The sequence below is a fragment of the Aeromonas sp. 603404 genome (assembly GCF_049171775.1).
Lineage (GTDB): Bacteria > Pseudomonadota > Gammaproteobacteria > Enterobacterales > Aeromonadaceae > Aeromonas > Aeromonas veronii_A.
This window is the reverse complement of the sequence record NZ_JAAKPE010000012.1, coordinates 94,939-110,341: the sequence shown is the minus strand read 5'-3', so window position 1 is coordinate 110,341 and position 15,403 is coordinate 94,939. Positions and strand designations below refer to the sequence as shown.

At 57.6% G+C, this 15,403-nt stretch carries 15 protein-coding genes; 3 read left to right on the top strand and 12 right to left on the bottom strand.

The annotated features are described in order from the left end of the window. Position 1 precedes the first annotated feature (1 nt). Complete coding sequence (locus G5306_RS15710; RefSeq protein ID WP_421313121.1) at positions 2 to 1,726, top strand: SLC13 family permease; 1,725 nt, start codon at positions 2 to 4, stop codon at positions 1,724 to 1,726. A gap of 138 nt (positions 1,727 to 1,864) precedes the next feature. Continuing rightward, positions 1,865 to 2,458 carry an adenylyl-sulfate kinase gene (cysC, locus tag G5306_RS15705; RefSeq protein WP_421313120.1) on the top strand — a complete coding sequence of 198 codons (594 nt, stop codon included), beginning with the start codon at positions 1,865 to 1,867 and terminating at the stop codon, positions 2,456 to 2,458. A gap of 63 nt (positions 2,459 to 2,521) precedes the next feature. On the opposite strand, the gene G5306_RS15700 is transcribed toward cysC, so the two are convergent. From G5306_RS15700 to G5306_RS15655, 10 genes are all read right to left on the bottom strand, one after another. Beyond that, positions 2,522 to 3,361 (bottom strand): hypothetical protein, encoded by an 840-nt coding sequence (locus G5306_RS15700; protein WP_421313119.1) that lies wholly within the window; start codon positions 3,359 to 3,361, stop codon positions 2,522 to 2,524. A gap of 1,238 nt (positions 3,362 to 4,599) precedes the next feature. Further along, positions 4,600 to 6,237 carry a PAS domain-containing methyl-accepting chemotaxis protein gene (locus G5306_RS15695; protein ID WP_421313118.1) on the bottom strand — a complete coding sequence of 546 codons (1,638 nt, stop codon included), beginning with the start codon at positions 6,235 to 6,237 and terminating at the stop codon, positions 4,600 to 4,602. A gap of 239 nt (positions 6,238 to 6,476) precedes the next feature. Further along, positions 6,477 to 7,337 carry a TIGR03899 family protein gene (locus G5306_RS15690; RefSeq protein ID WP_047439578.1) on the bottom strand — a complete coding sequence of 287 codons (861 nt, stop codon included), beginning with the start codon at positions 7,335 to 7,337 and terminating at the stop codon, positions 6,477 to 6,479. 104 nt (positions 7,338 to 7,441) lie between these two features. Next, positions 7,442 to 7,918 (bottom strand): DUF3299 domain-containing protein, encoded by a 477-nt coding sequence (locus tag G5306_RS15685; RefSeq protein ID WP_157161970.1) that lies wholly within the window; start codon positions 7,916 to 7,918, stop codon positions 7,442 to 7,444. A 31-nt stretch (positions 7,919 to 7,949) separates the two neighbouring features. Further along, complete coding sequence (locus G5306_RS15680; protein WP_323893608.1) at positions 7,950 to 9,197, bottom strand: ABC transporter permease; 1,248 nt, start codon at positions 9,195 to 9,197, stop codon at positions 7,950 to 7,952. Beyond that, the gene (locus G5306_RS15675) at positions 9,191 to 9,880 is read right to left on the bottom strand and encodes an ABC transporter ATP-binding protein (RefSeq protein ID WP_005335686.1); all 690 of its coding nucleotides are present in this window, start codon (positions 9,878 to 9,880) and stop codon (positions 9,191 to 9,193) included. Before G5306_RS15675 ends, G5306_RS15680 begins: the two co-directional genes overlap by 7 nt. Positions 9,881 to 9,884: 4 nt before the next feature. Beyond that, positions 9,885 to 10,463 carry a DUF2796 domain-containing protein gene (locus G5306_RS15670; protein ID WP_421313117.1) on the bottom strand — a complete coding sequence of 193 codons (579 nt, stop codon included), beginning with the start codon at positions 10,461 to 10,463 and terminating at the stop codon, positions 9,885 to 9,887. Between the two features lie 33 nt (positions 10,464 to 10,496). Next, positions 10,497 to 10,796: a hypothetical protein gene (locus G5306_RS15665; RefSeq protein ID WP_421206893.1), complete on the bottom strand. Its 300-nt coding sequence runs from the start codon at positions 10,794 to 10,796 to the stop codon at positions 10,497 to 10,499. A 44-nt stretch (positions 10,797 to 10,840) separates the two neighbouring features. Then, positions 10,841 to 11,383, bottom strand: a complete 543-nt coding sequence (locus tag G5306_RS15660) for a YtfJ family protein (RefSeq protein ID WP_421206895.1) — start codon at positions 11,381 to 11,383, stop codon at positions 10,841 to 10,843. A 220-nt stretch (positions 11,384 to 11,603) separates the two neighbouring features. After that, a complete protein-coding gene (locus G5306_RS15655; protein ID WP_216950182.1) occupies positions 11,604 to 12,494 on the bottom strand; it encodes a hypothetical protein in 891 nt (296 codons plus the stop codon). A gap of 139 nt (positions 12,495 to 12,633) precedes the next feature. Here G5306_RS15655 and G5306_RS15650 point away from each other — a divergent pair, with 139 nt between their 5' ends. Continuing rightward, a complete protein-coding gene (locus tag G5306_RS15650; RefSeq protein WP_371178944.1) occupies positions 12,634 to 12,981 on the top strand; it encodes a hypothetical protein in 348 nt (115 codons plus the stop codon). A 28-nt stretch (positions 12,982 to 13,009) separates the two neighbouring features. On the opposite strand, the gene ppa is transcribed toward G5306_RS15650, so the two are convergent. After that, positions 13,010 to 13,540: an inorganic diphosphatase gene (gene ppa / locus G5306_RS15645; protein ID WP_005335667.1), complete on the bottom strand. Its 531-nt coding sequence runs from the start codon at positions 13,538 to 13,540 to the stop codon at positions 13,010 to 13,012. Positions 13,541 to 13,756: 216 nt separating this feature from the next. Beyond that, complete coding sequence (locus G5306_RS15640; RefSeq protein WP_421223911.1) at positions 13,757 to 15,337, bottom strand: DUF3369 domain-containing protein; 1,581 nt, start codon at positions 15,335 to 15,337, stop codon at positions 13,757 to 13,759. Positions 15,338 to 15,403 lie beyond the last annotated feature (66 nt).

Sequence of the window (15,403 nt, the reverse complement as noted above, 5' to 3'; positions counted from 1 at the left end):
CATGACCTGGCAACAATTCCTGGTGCTGGGTCTGCTGGCTGCTCTCGTGGCCCTGCTGATCCAGGGCAAACTCCGCCCGGCGCTGCTCTTCTCGGGCGCCGTGCTCATCACCTACCTGAGCGGGCTGGCGGATATCAACGCCGTGGCGGCGGGCTACACCAACAGTGCCCTGCTGACGCTGGTGCTGTTGCTGCTGGTGTCGCTGGCGGTGGAGAAGACCCGCATCATGAGCTGGTTCGCCAATCTGGTGGGCACGGGTTCATTCAACAAGGTGCTGGTGAAGGTGTGGTTCTCCACCGCCTTCCTGTCTGCCTTCGTCAACAACACCGCCGTGGTGGCCTCCATGCTGGGAGCGGTCAAACGCAACCCCAACCATGCGCCGTCACGGCTGCTGCTGCCCATGTGCTTCGCGGCCACCTTCGGCGGGGTGCTGACCCTGATCGGCACCTCCACCAACCTGATCGTCAACAGCTTCCTCATCAAGATGGGGGCGCCGCCGCTCGGCATGTTCGACTTCTTTATGGTGGGGGCGGGCACCCTGCTGACCGGTCTGATGGCCGTGCTGCTGTTTGCCCGCCACCTGCCGGTGCAGGATACCGAGATGAGCCGCGAATCCGGCTACTTTCTCGAAGCCAAGGTGGGCGCCGGTTCGCCGCTGGCGGGGCGCAGCGTCAAGGAGAACGGCCTGCGCAGCCTGAAAAGCCTCTATCTGGCGGAAATCATTCGCGGCGATCAGGTGATCTGCCCGGTGCAGCCGGAACACGAGCTGCACGAAGGGGACGTACTGCTCTTTTGCGGCGATGTGGAGAGCGTCGGTGTATTGCAGGAGATGAAGGGGCTGGATCTCTACGGCCAGCACCGCCTCAACGGCCAGCATCTGGTGGAGGTGATCGTCAGCCACAGCTCGCGGCTGGTGGGTCAGACCATCAAGGATGCCGAATTTCGTACCCACTTCGATGCGGTGGTGCTGGCGGTGCGCCGTGGCGAAACCCAGCTTACCGGCGGCCTTGGCCAGATTGAACTACACGCAGGGGACACTCTGCTGCTGGCCCCCGGCCCCCAGTTTGCCCGCAACAAGTCGCTGGGACGGGAGTTTGTGGTGGTGAGCGGGCTGGAGGCCTCCACCCGCCTCGATGGCAAGCGCAGCGCCGCCGTGGTGCTGGGGTTTCTCGGGGTGTTGGCGCTCTCGGTATTCGATCTGGTGCCGCTGTTCAAGGGCTTGCTGCTGATGCTGGTGGCGCTGCTGCTTACCCGCATTCTGACTCTGGACGAGATCCGCCGCCGCTTTCCGCTGGATATCTGGCTGGTGGTGGGCGGGGCGCTCGCCATCGCCGATCAGCTGGAAAAAAGCGGGCTGGCCAAGCTTATCGCCGACTGGCTGATGGGGGAGTTCAACGGTGCCAGCCCCATCATCGCCTTTATCGGTATCTATGTGTTTACGCTGGTGCTGACCGAGCTGATGAGCAACAACGCCGCCGCCGCGCTGGCCTTCCCCATGGGTTACCAGCTGGCGCTCAGCATGGATGTCTCGACCATGCCGTTTATTCTGGCGGTGCTGTTTGGAGCGAGCTCCAGCTTTATCCTGCCTTACGGCTACCAGACCAACCTGATGGTCTATGCCGCGGGCAACTACAAGATGCCGGACTACCTCAAGCTGGCCCTGCCGGTCTCGCTGGCCTATAGCCTCGGGGTGATTGTGATGGTGCCCCTGCTGTTTCCGTTTTAAGGCGTGAGCGCCAATCAAGGCGTGTTGGGTGAGCAATGCCATGGCATCAGCAGGTTGTCGGCTGATAGCCCGAGGCGGCTCCCCGTGGTGCCGGACAGTTTAAGTTTTGAGGCGTGAGCGCCAATCAAGGAGTATTGGATGAGCAATATCGTGTGGCACAAACATGCCGTCGACAAACAGAGCCGGGCCGAGCTTAAAGGGCAAAAACCGCTGGTGATCTGGTTTACCGGGCTGTCGGGGGCGGGCAAATCGACCCTGGCGGGGGCGCTGGAGCAGGCGCTGGCGGCACAAGGCAAGCACACCTATCTGCTGGATGGGGACAATGTGCGCCACGGCCTGTGTGGCGATCTCGGTTTCGATGATGCCGCGCGGCAGGAGAATATCCGCCGGGTTGGCGAGGTGGCAAAACTGATGGTGGATGCGGGCCTTATCGTGCTCACCGCCTTTATCTCGCCGTTCCGTGCCGAGCGGGCGCTGGTGCGCAGTCTCTTGGGCGAAGGGGAGTTTGTCGAGGTCTTTGTCGATGCGCCGCTCGCCATCTGTGAAGAGCGCGACCCCAAGGGGCTCTATAAAAAAGCGCGGGCGGGGGAAATTACGAATTTTACCGGTATCGACTCCGCATATGAGGCGCCGGAGCAGCCGGAAATTCATCTGCTGAATGCCGGTAAACCGGTGGAGGTGCTGGTGGAGGAGTTGCTGACTGCGTTAAGGCTGCGGGGGGGGATCGATTAAGGTGTATTGTCTGGGCTGAAGATTGATAAACAAGGGGAAATCTTCCCCCTTGTTGTTTGCCAATTATTCACCTGAAAGTCTTGTGACAACATTATTCATTGTGTAATGAACAAATTGCTTACCAAGCTCTGTCAAAACATAGGGTTTTGTTTGTTCAAATGCAGTTTCGAGAGTTTTGGTTGATGAGTTAGTTCGTGGAGCAGGACGGCGAGCTTTCAGAAATTGACCATCTTCGTTAGTATCTCTTGCTTGCCTAATAACACCGCCAGTACTTAAGTCTCTAATTAACAACTTATATAAGTCTGCCTCAGCGGAGTCTTCGCGTGGTGTTTCTCCGTATAAATTGCTCCAAATTTCATAACGAGAAATGCCAGGTAGGGAATATATTTGTTTTATAACTGCGAAGTGAGCTTCGTGGTATAAATTCAACCAGTCAATAAATAATCGGACAACATCATCTGAGCAAATTCTAGTTCCAGCAGCATTAGTGATAAGATTGCAGATGTACATTCGTTTTTCATCTGTGTCAGCTGTATCCCAAGCGCGGAATGATTTCCGTACTAAATCTAAATAGCTTTCATCTTGAATCCTATCATCAATTGCATCATTTAGCTGCTCGAATCGTTGACTAATTTCTAATAAAGCAGAATATAACTTATCGATCTTATTCTCGTGCTCTTCTAACCAACGTGTTTGCAATGCATCTGTTTTAAGTGTACCTTCTTCGGTTTTGATATTTGCAGCTGCACTGATGAATCCTCCGATCCATGGAATGCTACCTAGCGCGGCTAAACCAAATTTTTCTAACGCTCTCTTTTTCAATGTTGGAGATAGTTGGTTCAATTCATCTCTGATTTTTTCAATATCAGAGTTACCGAATGATATTGGGTTATTGTCTTCCATAATATATCCTGGTTACTTAATGCCGTGTTAAGGTGCTGCGGATAGCGGTCGCACTGAACGATTTGTTAGTGTGCTCTAATTAGAAAATATACGGGCTTGTATTGACTGCCATACATTCTATAAGGTTGAGTTTTTTTGCATCTAGGAATAGCTTCTCAAAAGACTCTAAATTAAACACTGCGCTATTTCTTACTAGTGTTAAAATGTCCGATTTTTCAAGCAAAAAACCATGCTCTTTCAGCTCGCTTATTGTGTTTAAATATTTATAAGGGGTGTTTTTTGTAAGATCTAACCATGCGTAATTCTGACAATTAGATAATTCCCATATATCTAATGCTAGAGGGCAGCCAGCTATCACTGGAACGCTGCTATTTTTCCAGACCTCATTATAGGCTTCTAACTCCAAATTAATGGTGACATATATTTCACTACTTTTGGATCGTGAAGCTTTGGCCTGCGAGAAAACATAACAAGCACATGAAACTGATCATCTTTATGGAGAAGCCTTGAGAGTTTACTAAGCTCTCGAGATATCCACGGAAACAATGGAGCAACATGACTATATTGTTCCTGTAATATTTCCTTTAGTGTAGGGACTAAATAATACTCAGCGCTGCGTTCACTAATGTAACTAGTTGCCATATATCTCCTTGTACACTAACGCATGCTAAAACGGTGAGCATTACGGCCACATCTTTTGTGGCCGTAACTAATTTTATCTCGTATGTTGGGCTAAAAATCGTAGGTTGGTGCTGAACGCAGTGAAGCACAACGTTTATCGCGAAACGTATCTACAAATTTGTGTTACCGAGCGACCCAATCGATGTTTATCCTGCTCTGGTTGAGGTGATCATGCTCATTTGCTGGGCTTGGCTACGCTCTGCGCCAACCAGCAAAAAACCACGCTACCGCCCCTGAATTTCAGCCTCCAGTTTGCTGCCTTTTACCTGCGTTTTGGCACTGGCTTGGCTCATGGCTGACTCCGACAAGAGGTTGCCAAGTGGCTATGTTACCGAACGGGGCTTGGGTGAAAAGCGCAAGCGGGCGGTTTTCTGAGCAAGATCAATAAATTAATAAATAACGGACGACGATATAACCGCTCAACAGTGGCGGCCATCAGAGCTGGGGAAAATCGGACGGTGAAAGCGGGAGTGTCGCCCTCTGGTTGGCGGACATTAAAAAACCCTATGGGCCTGCTGGCCCATAGGGTTTTTCTGCGGTGATGGTTGGTGTGGTGGTTATCTGGCTTGGCGTACCGGCACGGCGCGGGTGGTGGCCACTTCGTAGCGGCTTTGGGTGGCCGGAGCCCCTTTCTGGAACTGGCGTACCAGCCGGTCGAGATCGCTTAACTGATTTACCAGCTGGGTGATGCCGTGCACGGCGTGCTGGCTGCCGACGCTGGAGTCATCGGCCAGGGTCTTGATGCTGAGCACGTTGCGGTTGATCTCGGCGGTAACGTGGGACTGCTCCTGCACCGCTTGGGCAATCTGACTGCTGCCGGAGGCGACCTGCTGCAACATATTGTTAATCTGCTGGAGTATGGTGCCGGTCGCGGTGGCCTTCTGCTGGCAACTGTCGGCAAGTTGCCAGCCCTTCTCCATCGCTTGCTCAGCCTCGCCAGAACTGTTTTGCAGCTCGGTGATCATCTTCTGGATTTCGCTGGTCGAGGATTGGGTCTTGATGGCGAGGGTGCGGATCTCGTCGGCCACTACCGAGAAGCCGCGACCCGCTTCGCCAGCCCGGGCCGCTTCGATGGCGGCATTGAGGGCCAGCAGGTTGGTCTGGTTGGCGATGTTGTTGATCACATCGAGGATGCCATCGATATCGCGGCAGTGGCCGACCAGTGCACTGATCACGCTCTTGGAGGTGATCAGTTCGCTGTTCATACCTGCCACGGCAGCCACGGTTTCGGCCACGCTACTGTTGCCGCTCTTGAACAGCACGGCCGTTTCATCCAGCAGGCTGGAGGAGTCTGTCGAGCTTTGTGACACCTCGCGAATGGATTCCGACATTTCGGTCACGGCAGTGGCTACCTGATTGGTTTCGGCCTGCTGCTGTTGCAGGTTGTCGGTGATGGATTCGGCGTTGCGCAGGTCCCCCTCGGCGGCCTGCAGGATCTTGCTGCAGGTCTGTTGGGTGCGGGCCAGCACGGCGTTGAACTCGGCCTGATTCATCACCATCGAGAGTTCGATGGCGGCGATGTTGTCCACCTTGTTGGTGTAGAGCAGCTGCATCAGCGGGTTGTCAAAGCGGCTGCGGGCCATCTTGTTGAGCTTGCCGAGGCGGCGGGAGAGGGCATTCAAGGTGATGGCCGCTATCGCCAGCGGCAGGGCGACCAGCGCCAGTTGCCAGTTCATATCGTGGCTGTAGCCCAGGGCAAACATGGCGAGCAGGCTCAGCAGCAGACAGAGGTTGATGGCCAGGGTATGGGAGAAGGTGGGCAACTTGAGCGCCAGCGGCAGCTTGTTGTTGCGAAGGTCGGCATAGACCTTCTCGGCCCGCTGTTTGATCTCCTCGCTCGGGGCGGTGCGCACCGACTGATACTCCACCACCCGGCCGCTGGCATCCTTGATGGGGGTGACAAAGGCGCTGACCCAGTAGTGATCGCCACTCTTGCAGCGATTTTTCACCGGCCCCATCCAGCTCTTGCCATCCCTGATGTGACCCCACAGATCGGCAAAGGCCTGTTTCGGCATGTCAGGATGGCGCACCAGATTGTGGTGTTCCCCCACCAGCTCGTCGAGCGAGAAGCCTGCAATATCGCAGAACTCCTCGTTGGCGTAGGTGATGCGGCTCTCCAGATCCGTGGTGGAGATGAGGCTCTGGTGGTCTGGATAGAGGCGTTCTCTTTGAGTAACCGGTTGATTGATTCTCATGGCCTTGCTCCCGAGCTGTGGTGGTTAAATTTTGATCTGCATCAAGACATGTGCAAAGGGCGGGCCAGCTGGCAAAAACTAATGATTGATGTGTTATTAGTGCCGTTTTGGCAGGAAAAGACCGTTGCTGTTTGCAATATGCAACGGATCTGACGGGGTGTGCCTCTGCGGCATCTGCAATTTGCAACCTATTCTGGGCAAGCCCATAAGCTTGGAGCCAGCAGCTGCCCCGTCAGAGATCAGGGGAGAGGGTCGGGAGCTGGTGAGGAGGGGGCGCTGACGAGCTGCATCACTTCAATCTGGATCCCCTGCACCAGCACGGTTTTCAGATCCTGCAGGTACTCCTCCAGCGGCGACTCTTGCAGCAGCTGGGCGAGCTCGTTGCCCACCGGGGTGAGACGGTAGTAGAGCAGGGTGATGTTGTTCTGCTTGCACTGCAGCCGCCAGCGCTGGTTGCCGAACTCCAGCTCGACCCCATCGGCGGGCAGCGGGCCGGACTCCAGCTCCGCGCGATGAAGCAGTCCCAGCTCAAACAGTTGCAGCAGGGCGTTGTAGGGCAGTCGGTATTTGCCAAGGCCAAGGCGCGTTGCCTTGGCGCGGCTCAGCAGGGTGGCCCCCTTGTGCAGCCCCAGCAGCAGTCGCTGCTCGTCGCTGCCGGTGTAGTGGCAAGTCAGTGAACAGATGCGCTGGAACAGCTGGGCCTCGCGTTGGGTCATCTCTTTGAGGGTGGCGAGCGCCCGGATGGAGAAGCGGCCCGGCGTGGCGACTTCCAGCGCGAAGATCCGCCCCCACAGCTGCTGCATCGGCACCATGCTGATATCTTCCGCCAGTTGCAGAAAGCGGGTCAGCCAGTCGCTGTCCATCTCGCCGCCTGCCGCGGTCTCTTCGCAGTGGCGGGATGCCATCACCATGATGGCTTCCAGATTGCGCTGGCGGGCGGCCTGATCCGCCAGATGGCGAAAGGTGGCGCGCTGTTCGAAGGTGCTGTCGGTATTGCGGGTGAGCATGCCGTCGATGCCGCGACTGCGGGCCAGACGCAGGGTTTGCTCCTGGCTGCTCAGGATCGAACTCTCTTTTTTCGGGGGGGGGAGGTCTGCCATGCTGACTCCATTCGCACAGGTTCTGGAGCTGAATGTTACTCCAACCGGGATGCCAAGATAACAAAACGGCCTCCGTGGAGGCCGCTTTTTTTGCAACGGGAGGATTACTCCTCGTAGACGCTCACCTCGACCGCTTCCATCGAATAGGAGGCGGTGGCCATCTCGTGGCTGGAGCTGACCGTGCGCATCTTGCCCTTCACCCAGATGGCGTCCCACAGATCATCCACCGGCGCACCCTTGGGGTAGCTCACATAGATCACCTGATTGGTGGGGGGCGGAGGCACATGGATGCAGGCGCCGAAGTAGGGTACCAGCAGGAAGGCGGTGATCTTCTTGGCATCCCCCTCCAGCGGCACCACGAAGCCCGGAATGCGCACATCCTGGTTGTCCAGCTTCTTGTTTACCCCGCCCACCGGTTGCGGCACGGAGGCGAGATCCCCATCGTGGTTCACCTGCGGAGGTGGCAGCAGTTTCTCCCCTTCCGGGATGAGCACATCCCAGTCGATGGTCTTGTAATCGGCGGCCAGGGCGGGCAGCACCAGCAGGCTGGCGAGCAGCGCCACAATTTTCCACTTCATCATCTGTCCTTCTGTTTCTATTTAGGGCGTCTCGCTAGACGCGAATGCTCATGCCATCGCTCAGGCTGTAGCGGTAAGCGCGGGCAGCAGGGAGCAGGCCGATCACCATGCCTGCCAGCCAGACCACCCCCAGCAACTGCCACTCGTAGGTGCTCGGCAGCCCCAGACTCAGTTGCAGGCCATAGTGGCTGAGCAGCCAGGGCGAGGCAAGCCCCTGCCCCAGATAGAGCACTGCGACCCCGAGAGCGATGCCGACCGTGGTCAGCGCCATGGCCTCCAGCGCCAGCAGCAGGAACAGATGGGCAGGGCCCGCGCCGAGGGATCGCAAGATGGCGAGCTCCCGGCGCCGCTCGTTAAGCCCCGCCAGCAGGGTAGTCAGCATGCCGATCAGGCCCGCTACCACCACGAAACCGGCGATGACCGAGAGAGCGGTTTCCGCCACGCTCATCAGGCTCCACAGCTCCTGCAGGGCGGCCCCCGGCAGGATCGCCATCAGCGGCTCTTTGGGATAGGTGTTGACGCTGCGTTGCAGCTGGAACGCCAGAATGCGGTTGCTCAGCCCCACCATAAAGGCGGTGATGGTTTTCGGGGTGAGATCCAGCGCCAGCGCCTGCTCCGGCGTCACGTTCTTGCTGTGGCGGCCGGTGTCCCAACCGAGATGGATCGCTTCTATCCCCGCCAGCGGCACATGGATGGTGCGATCGATGGGCGTACCGGTCGGCGCCAGAATACCCACCACCTTGAACGGCAGATTGTCGTGCTGGCTGAACGAGGTGTTGCCAGCGCCGTGGGCGATGACGATGGATTGGTCGAGGTGATAGCCGAGCTTCTCAGCCACCTGGGCGCCGAGTACCGCTTCAAACGGCGTGTCGAACGGCCGACCTTCCCGCAGTTGCAGCGACTGTTGCTGACCGTACTTCAGGTGGGTGAAGTAGTCGCCATTGGTGCCGAGCACTCGAAATCCCTTATGGGAGTCACCAAGGGAAAGCGGGATGGTCCAGGCGACGCCCGGTTTCTGTTTGATGGCCTGATAGGAGTCCCACCCCACGTTGTTGGTGGGGTTGCCGATGCGAAACACCGAGTAGAGCAGCAGGTTCACCTGACCGGAGCGGGCGCCGACGATGAGATCGGTCCCCGAGACGGTGTTGGAGAAACTTTCGCGGGCCTGGGTGCGCACCCGCTCCACCCCGAGCAGCAGGGTGACGCTGATGGCGACGGCCAGCAGGGTGAGCCCGGCGGTGAGTCGGCGGGCCCAGAGACTTTGCAGGGCGAGCTTTAGCATGATGCCCTCCGGTTGAGCTGTTGCAGGTTTTCGACCCGCGGGAACAGGGGTTCGAGATAAGGGTCGTGACTGACGAAGATCAGGGTCGAGCCCTGCTTGTCGCACTCCTCGAACAACAGCTTGATAAAGGCGGCCCGGTTGTCGGTGTCGAGTGCCGAGGTGGGCTCGTCAGCGATCACCAGTGGCGGCGAGCCGATCAGCGCCCGCGCGGCGGCAACCCGCTGCTGCTGGCCGATGCTGAGGGCATGGACGGGGCGATGCAGCGCGTCGTCCGGCAGTTGCAGCTCCGCCAGCAGACGGCGCGCCTCCTGCTCCGGACTCCCTTGCAGGCGGGCCCGTTTGGCGGGCGAGAAGGTGAGGGCAGCAGTCACGTTGTCCTGCACCGAGAGAAAGGGCAGCAGATTGAACTGCTGGAAGATATAACCCAGATTGGCCGCCCGGAAGTGGTCACGGGCACGGCCAGAGAGCCGGGCCAATGGTTGGCCCAGCACCTCCAGGGTGCCGTGGTTGGCGGTCTGGATCCCGGCCAGCAACCCGAGCAGGGTCGACTTGCCAGAGCCCGATGGGCCCTTGATAAAGACCCGCTCACCCTCGCGGATGGTGAGGGCGGGCAGATCGAGTACAGCGTCGCCACCTGGCCAGGCAAAGGCCAGATCGCGGATCTCAACCACGGCTTTTTTCATGGCGTTACCAGCTCAGCTTGTTGGCGGACGGGGTCAGCTCGCCTGCGGTCTGGCCGGTGGGCAGAATGCCCTGCACGCTCAGCTTCTCAAGGCTCGGATAGACGCTGAACAGGGTCGCCTCAAGGCCGGTCAGTTTGGCCGGCGTGGCACAGGTGTAGGTGTACATGGCGCCCATATCGGCGTGACCCGCTTCGTCATGATCATGGTGGTCTTCATGTTTGTCGCTGGCAGCCTTGTCATGGTCATGGTCATGGTCGTGATCTTCTTTGGCTGCTTGCAACTCCTGTTGGGTCAGTTTGCAGCCAGCAGCCGGGTCGAAGCGGAACAGGGCGTCAGGTTGCTGGAGGCGGGCGACCGCCTTGGCGTATTGCGCCTTCTCTTCATCGCTCTTGGCGGCGTGCTCGAAGCCCACCAGATCGGCTGCGGGTGCCTGCAGTTCGATCATCAACTGGTCGCCATCGACCACCAGATTGAGGTGGCCATGGCCATGCTCGTGGGCGCCGTGGCTGTGGCTCTCGTGTTCGTCGTGATTTGCGTGTGCGCCAAAGGCCGCTGCGGCCAGCAACAGAGTAACTGCTTTCATCTTTAATCCTTTTTTTCAAAACAAATAGTGAGCTTAAACAAAGGGATAGAGAAAAACAGAGGCGGGCGGCGCACGGATGGCATAGCTGTGAAGCGTGGCGGTATCTGCCGAGCGTTGCATGGTTGCAACAGCGGGCAAAACAGAGGTCGAACTGGGGAAACAATAGGGGGTAGCGGTGATGACCTGTTTGCCATCCAGATGGAGGGCGCAAACCAGGCAGTGATGGTCGTCGTGGCCGGGCAGGGCAGATTCAAACTGGTGCCGGGCAAGGGCAGGCTGCAGCCATAACCAGCCCAGCAGCAAGATCCAGATTTTCAGCTTGATACGACCCATAGACCCTTATGGAAAGGGCGCCATCAGCGCCCTTTCTCTCTGACTTAGAGATGGGACTTGATGAGCCCCATCACGGTAGCAATGTTGTTGGCATCGAGCTGGCCATCTTTGGCAAACAGCACCTTGCCCTCTTTATCCAGCAGGATGATCGCCGAGCTTTCCGGCGTCAGATCCCAGGCGTTGCGCGCCATCCCCCTGGCATCCAGCACCATGGCGGACCAGGGGAACTCTTTCTTGCTGTCCTCGGCACTGCTCTTCACGAAGCCGGAGGTGCCCCAGATGGCGTCATTGCTGTTGATGACGGTAACGGTCTGGTACTTGTCTTGCGGCAACTTGGCGGCCTTGATCGCCTCGATCATCGGGGCGTTCAGCTCCTTGGCACTGGAGCGGCCGGCAATATGCTGGATCAGAAACACCTTGCCGGTGAGCGAGGTGCTCTGCCACGGCTGGTAGCCGATATCCTTGCCATTCAGTACCAGCTCGCCCTTGTCACTGACATTGACCAGCGGCACCGGGTTGCCATCCTTGAAGTTGTGAGCAAAGACCAGAGATGGCAGCAGCGCCAAAGTAAGTACGAGATGTTTCATCCTGATGACACTCCATTTGTTATGTTATAACGAGTTTCGGATTGAGGGAATGGGCGAGCTTCATCCTAAACTGATCGGATCTGTTTAAAAAGTGTTAAATAAGATCGCAATTCAGAAGCGTCGGCGCCCCGCCAGTCAGGTGGTTGGCTGGCAAGGGCGGCTAGGATGGCATGACATCGATAAAAATCAATGAATTGGCAGCTGGTCTGAGCTGTCTGCGTCAGTAGAGCGACTCGCTGATGAGGGGGATCTTGGCCATGGTCATCTGCTGGGCCAGCAGGGACGAGCCGGTCAGCAGCACATGGCGCTGATTGTTGATCACCACCACATCACCGGGTACGCCACTGTCTGCCGTAATGGCCAGCCAGGCAGGGGAGACGCTGCCGATGCTGATATCCGGATAGATGATGCTGAGCACATATTGCGGGGCCAGCTCTGCCAGCAGGCTGGCCATCAGCAGAGCCTTCTCATCGCTGTCGGCCTTGTTATCTTGCAGTGCCTGCAGCGGCGGCGCGAAGTGATCCAGCTGCTCCGGCTGGGTGGGGATGGCGTTTAGCCACTCTTGCATCAGGCTGACGCTGGTGGCGAGATCCTTGGCGGCAAACTGCTGCGCCAGTGGCTTGAGGTGCCCTTTGAAGTGGTAGAAGAGCTGGGAGTAATCGGGGCGTACGCAAGGCAGTTTGCGATTGGCAGGATGGACGCAGGGTATCACCCTCATCTGGTAGAAGGCATCCTCCTGATACTGTTGGTAGGCTTGCCAGAACAGCAGCGACTCCATGCTGTCGTCCCGCAGGGTGAAGGCCTGCTCCAGATTGCGAAACTTGGTAGCTGTCTCGGGGCTGCTCTGATTGATCAGGTTGATGCTGTTGTAGAGCCGCGGGCTGATGTAGGCGTAAAGGGTCTCCAGCGGATTGGTGAGAGAGGCCTTCAGCAGGCTCATCTCGTGGCGACTGGCGGCCATCACCTGATCGTCGGTGGTCAGCTGGAAGTGCTTGCGCTGGCCATCGGTGGATTGCCACTGCCAGCTCATGTTGATCTCGCTGGCGTTGCTTGTAGCACCAAGGGTGGTGCAGAGAGTGAGGCTGAGCAACAGCGCGGGGGTCAGCTTCATGGTGGTGCTTCCTGCCGTGGACGATAATTAACAACTAGGTGAGCCGGCACCACTTTGGTGATGTTTCGTTTTGTGATCTGGATAACAGATTGATGTGACTTTTAATTTAATTGTGAAATTAAGTCACTCTGGAGGGGTTATGAAGCCTTGGATCATAGTGCTGTTTGGGCTGCTCAGCCTGCCAGCCATGGCGGGTCAGGTGATCGTCAACAAGGGGATGTCCGTTGCGGATACCTTTGCTCTGCGTGACCAGCTGGCGCGCGAACACGAATGGCAGGAGTGGCTGCGCTACCAGCAGGCCATCAAGTGGCTGGAGGTGTTGCCGGTCAACTGCGAGCTGATGAGCCAGCCGGGCGGCGGCTATCGCTGTGGCGGTGATTACTATCGTCCCTACCAGAAAGATGGCCGTGAAATATACATTCAGGGCAATCCTGCCGAAGATGCGGCCGGTCTGCTGCCGCAAACACCGACAAAAAAGGCGCCATAAGGCGCCTTTTTTACAAACCGAGTGATGCTTACTTGGCAGCGTAACGCTCGGCAGAGGTTTTGATCTCGGCTTCGGCAGCGGCCTTGTCGCCCCAACCTTCCACCTTGACCCATTTGCCCGCTTCCAGCTCTTTGTAGCGCTCGAAGAAGTGCTGGATCTGGGCTTTCAGCAGTTCCGGCAGATCGTTCACATCCTGGATGTGGTCGTACTGCTTGGTCAGCTTGGAGTGCGGCACGGCAACGATCTTGGCATCTTCGCCAGATTCGTCGGTCATCTTCAGCACGCCAACCGGGCGGCAGCGAATGACGGAGCCGGCCAGCAGCGGGTAGGGGGTCGGAACCAATACGTCGACAGGGTCACCATCCAGAGAGAGGGTCGCGTTCACGTAGCCGTAGTTGCACGGATAGAACATCGGGGTAGACATGAAGCGATCGACGAAAATAGCACCGCTGTCCTTGTCGACTTCGTATTTGATCGGGTCGGCATTCTGCGGGATTTCGATGATGACATAGATATCGTCGGGCAGGCTCTTGCCGGCCGGTACCAGGTTCAGGCTCATGATATTTCCTTCGTTGTTAGTATCAGGATTGCAGGCCGATATTATAGCGATGTGATGTTAAATGACCATATTTCAGCTGATATCGCAGCCAAAGAAGGGTGATGTTGCCGGTTTGCGGCGCGTTGATGTGTGCAGGATGCAACAAAACAGCTGTTTTGATGCCTTGCCGGTGACCTTGGTCACCAGCAAGGGATGCTGAGTGGCAAGTGCAGAGAGTCAGAGCGAGTAGGGGAGTCTCGACTCGTTGACCAGTCGCGACAGGGCTGTTACGACATGAGAGTCAAACTGGGTACCGGAGCGGGACTGGATATACTCCATGGTCTGCGCCAGCGTCCAGGGCTCCTTGTAGGGGCGCTTGCTGAGCAGGGCATCGAATACATCGACCACCGCCACTATCCTCGCCGACAGCGGGATCTGCTGGCCAGCCAGCTGCAGCGGATAGCCCTTGCCATCGAAGTGCTCGTGGTGGCCCCGGGCGATTTCGGCGCCGAGAGAGAGGTAACTGGTTCCCTCCACCATTTCGCCCGCCTTGTGCAGGATATTGGCGCCGATGCCGGCGTGCTGCTCCATGATGGCCCGCTCTTCCGGGTCGAAACGGCCGGGCTTGTGCAGGATATGGTCCGGGGTGCCCACCTTGCCCACATCGTGCAGGATGGAAGCCATACCGATCATTTCGACAAACTCCGGAGTCAGTTGCTCCGGGTAGACCGCCATCTGCTTCAATTCGGCCACGATGGCATCCGAGAGCTTCTGCACCCGCAAGACATGCTCGCCGGTATCGGAATCACGAAACTCCGCCAGCGCCGCCAGCGCCACCACGGTGGCCTCCTGGGCACGAAGCAGCTGGTTGTATAGATAGAGATTGTCGTAGGCCGCCGAGATGCGCTGGCAGAAGACATCCAGCAGGTCGCACTCGAGAGGATCCAGAGGCTGGGTCGGGGTGAAGCTCAACACGAACTCGCGGCCATTCTGGGCGGCGATATAGAGGGAATCCTGAGGGTGTTCAAAGCGGTTGCAGCGCTCGTTTAACGCCTTCATGACCGACTCTTTCAGGGCAGAAAATTCATCAAGGCTCTTCTCCTCCAGCAGCGCCTCGTAGTCTCCGGTTGCCGCCAGGATCTCAAGCCCATGTTCTCCTGGGCGGCGTTCGGCACAGATGGCCCCTTCGGTGCCCACATCGAGAATGGCGCTGATCTGTTTGAGCACGCCGGAAGCAAACTCCTTGAGTGAATGGAGATGGTAGAGATCGCCCGCGCCCTCCAGAATTTTGCCGAGTCCCTGTCGGCTCTTGTCGATGGCGCTGAGGGTTTCGTAGGAGCGAAGGGAGGCGATGACGGTGGTGAAGAGTTTTTGTACCGTCAACTCGGTCTTGGTTTTGTAGTCGTTAATATCGTAATCGAGGATCACCCTTTGTTCCGGTGCCTGACCGGGCTGGCCGGTACGCAGCACGATCCGCACCAGCGAGTTGCGCATCTCGTTGCGGATCCGGTGCACCAGCCGCAAACCGGCATCTTCGGTCTCCATCACCACATCGAGCAGGATCAGGGCAATCCTGGGATTGGCCTCCAGCATGGTGGCGGCTTCAGCACCGCTGTAGGCGTTGAGCAGCTCGAGCGGGCGAGATTTGTACTGAATATTGGAGAGGGCAAGCCGGGTGGCGTGATGAATATCCGGCTCATCATCCACGATCAGCACTTGCCAGGGATTGAGTGCCTTGGGGACCACGACCTCTTCATCATCGAGTTCGATGATGTCGTCATCCAGCCAGATATCGTCCTTGTCTTGGGCACTGCTCATATCGGTTACGCCTCCGGCGCTCAATGAGTATGTGAAGAGTATGCACGATCACCTCTGTCAGGATCA

Excerpts from the sequence above, each read along its gene's own strand:
- G5306_RS15710 (WP_421313121.1), top strand. The coding sequence starts at position 2 with ATGACCTGGCAACAATTCCTGGTGCTGGGTCTGCTGGCTGCTCTCGTG.
- cysC (WP_421313120.1), top strand. The coding sequence starts at position 1,865 with ATGAGCAATATCGTGTGGCACAAACATGCCGTCGACAAACAGAGCCGG.
- G5306_RS15700 (WP_421313119.1), bottom strand. The coding sequence starts at position 3,361 with ATGGAAGACAATAACCCAATATCATTCGGTAACTCTGATATTGAAAAA.
- G5306_RS15695 (WP_421313118.1), bottom strand. The coding sequence starts at position 6,237 with ATGAGAATCAATCAACCGGTTACTCAAAGAGAACGCCTCTATCCAGAC.
- G5306_RS15690 (WP_047439578.1), bottom strand. The coding sequence starts at position 7,337 with ATGGCAGACCTCCCCCCCCCGAAAAAAGAGAGTTCGATCCTGAGCAGC.
- G5306_RS15685 (WP_157161970.1), bottom strand. The coding sequence starts at position 7,918 with ATGATGAAGTGGAAAATTGTGGCGCTGCTCGCCAGCCTGCTGGTGCTG.
- G5306_RS15680 (WP_323893608.1), bottom strand. The coding sequence starts at position 9,197 with ATGCTAAAGCTCGCCCTGCAAAGTCTCTGGGCCCGCCGACTCACCGCC.
- G5306_RS15675 (WP_005335686.1), bottom strand. The coding sequence starts at position 9,880 with ATGAAAAAAGCCGTGGTTGAGATCCGCGATCTGGCCTTTGCCTGGCCA.
- G5306_RS15670 (WP_421313117.1), bottom strand. The coding sequence starts at position 10,463 with ATGAAAGCAGTTACTCTGTTGCTGGCCGCAGCGGCCTTTGGCGCACAC.
- G5306_RS15665 (WP_421206893.1), bottom strand. The coding sequence starts at position 10,796 with ATGGGTCGTATCAAGCTGAAAATCTGGATCTTGCTGCTGGGCTGGTTA.
- G5306_RS15660 (WP_421206895.1), bottom strand. The coding sequence starts at position 11,383 with ATGAAACATCTCGTACTTACTTTGGCGCTGCTGCCATCTCTGGTCTTT.
- G5306_RS15655 (WP_216950182.1), bottom strand. The coding sequence starts at position 12,494 with ATGAAGCTGACCCCCGCGCTGTTGCTCAGCCTCACTCTCTGCACCACC.
- G5306_RS15650 (WP_371178944.1), top strand. The coding sequence starts at position 12,634 with ATGAAGCCTTGGATCATAGTGCTGTTTGGGCTGCTCAGCCTGCCAGCC.
- ppa (WP_005335667.1), bottom strand. The coding sequence starts at position 13,540 with ATGAGCCTGAACCTGGTACCGGCCGGCAAGAGCCTGCCCGACGATATC.
- G5306_RS15640 (WP_421223911.1), bottom strand. The coding sequence starts at position 15,337 with ATGAGCAGTGCCCAAGACAAGGACGATATCTGGCTGGATGACGACATC.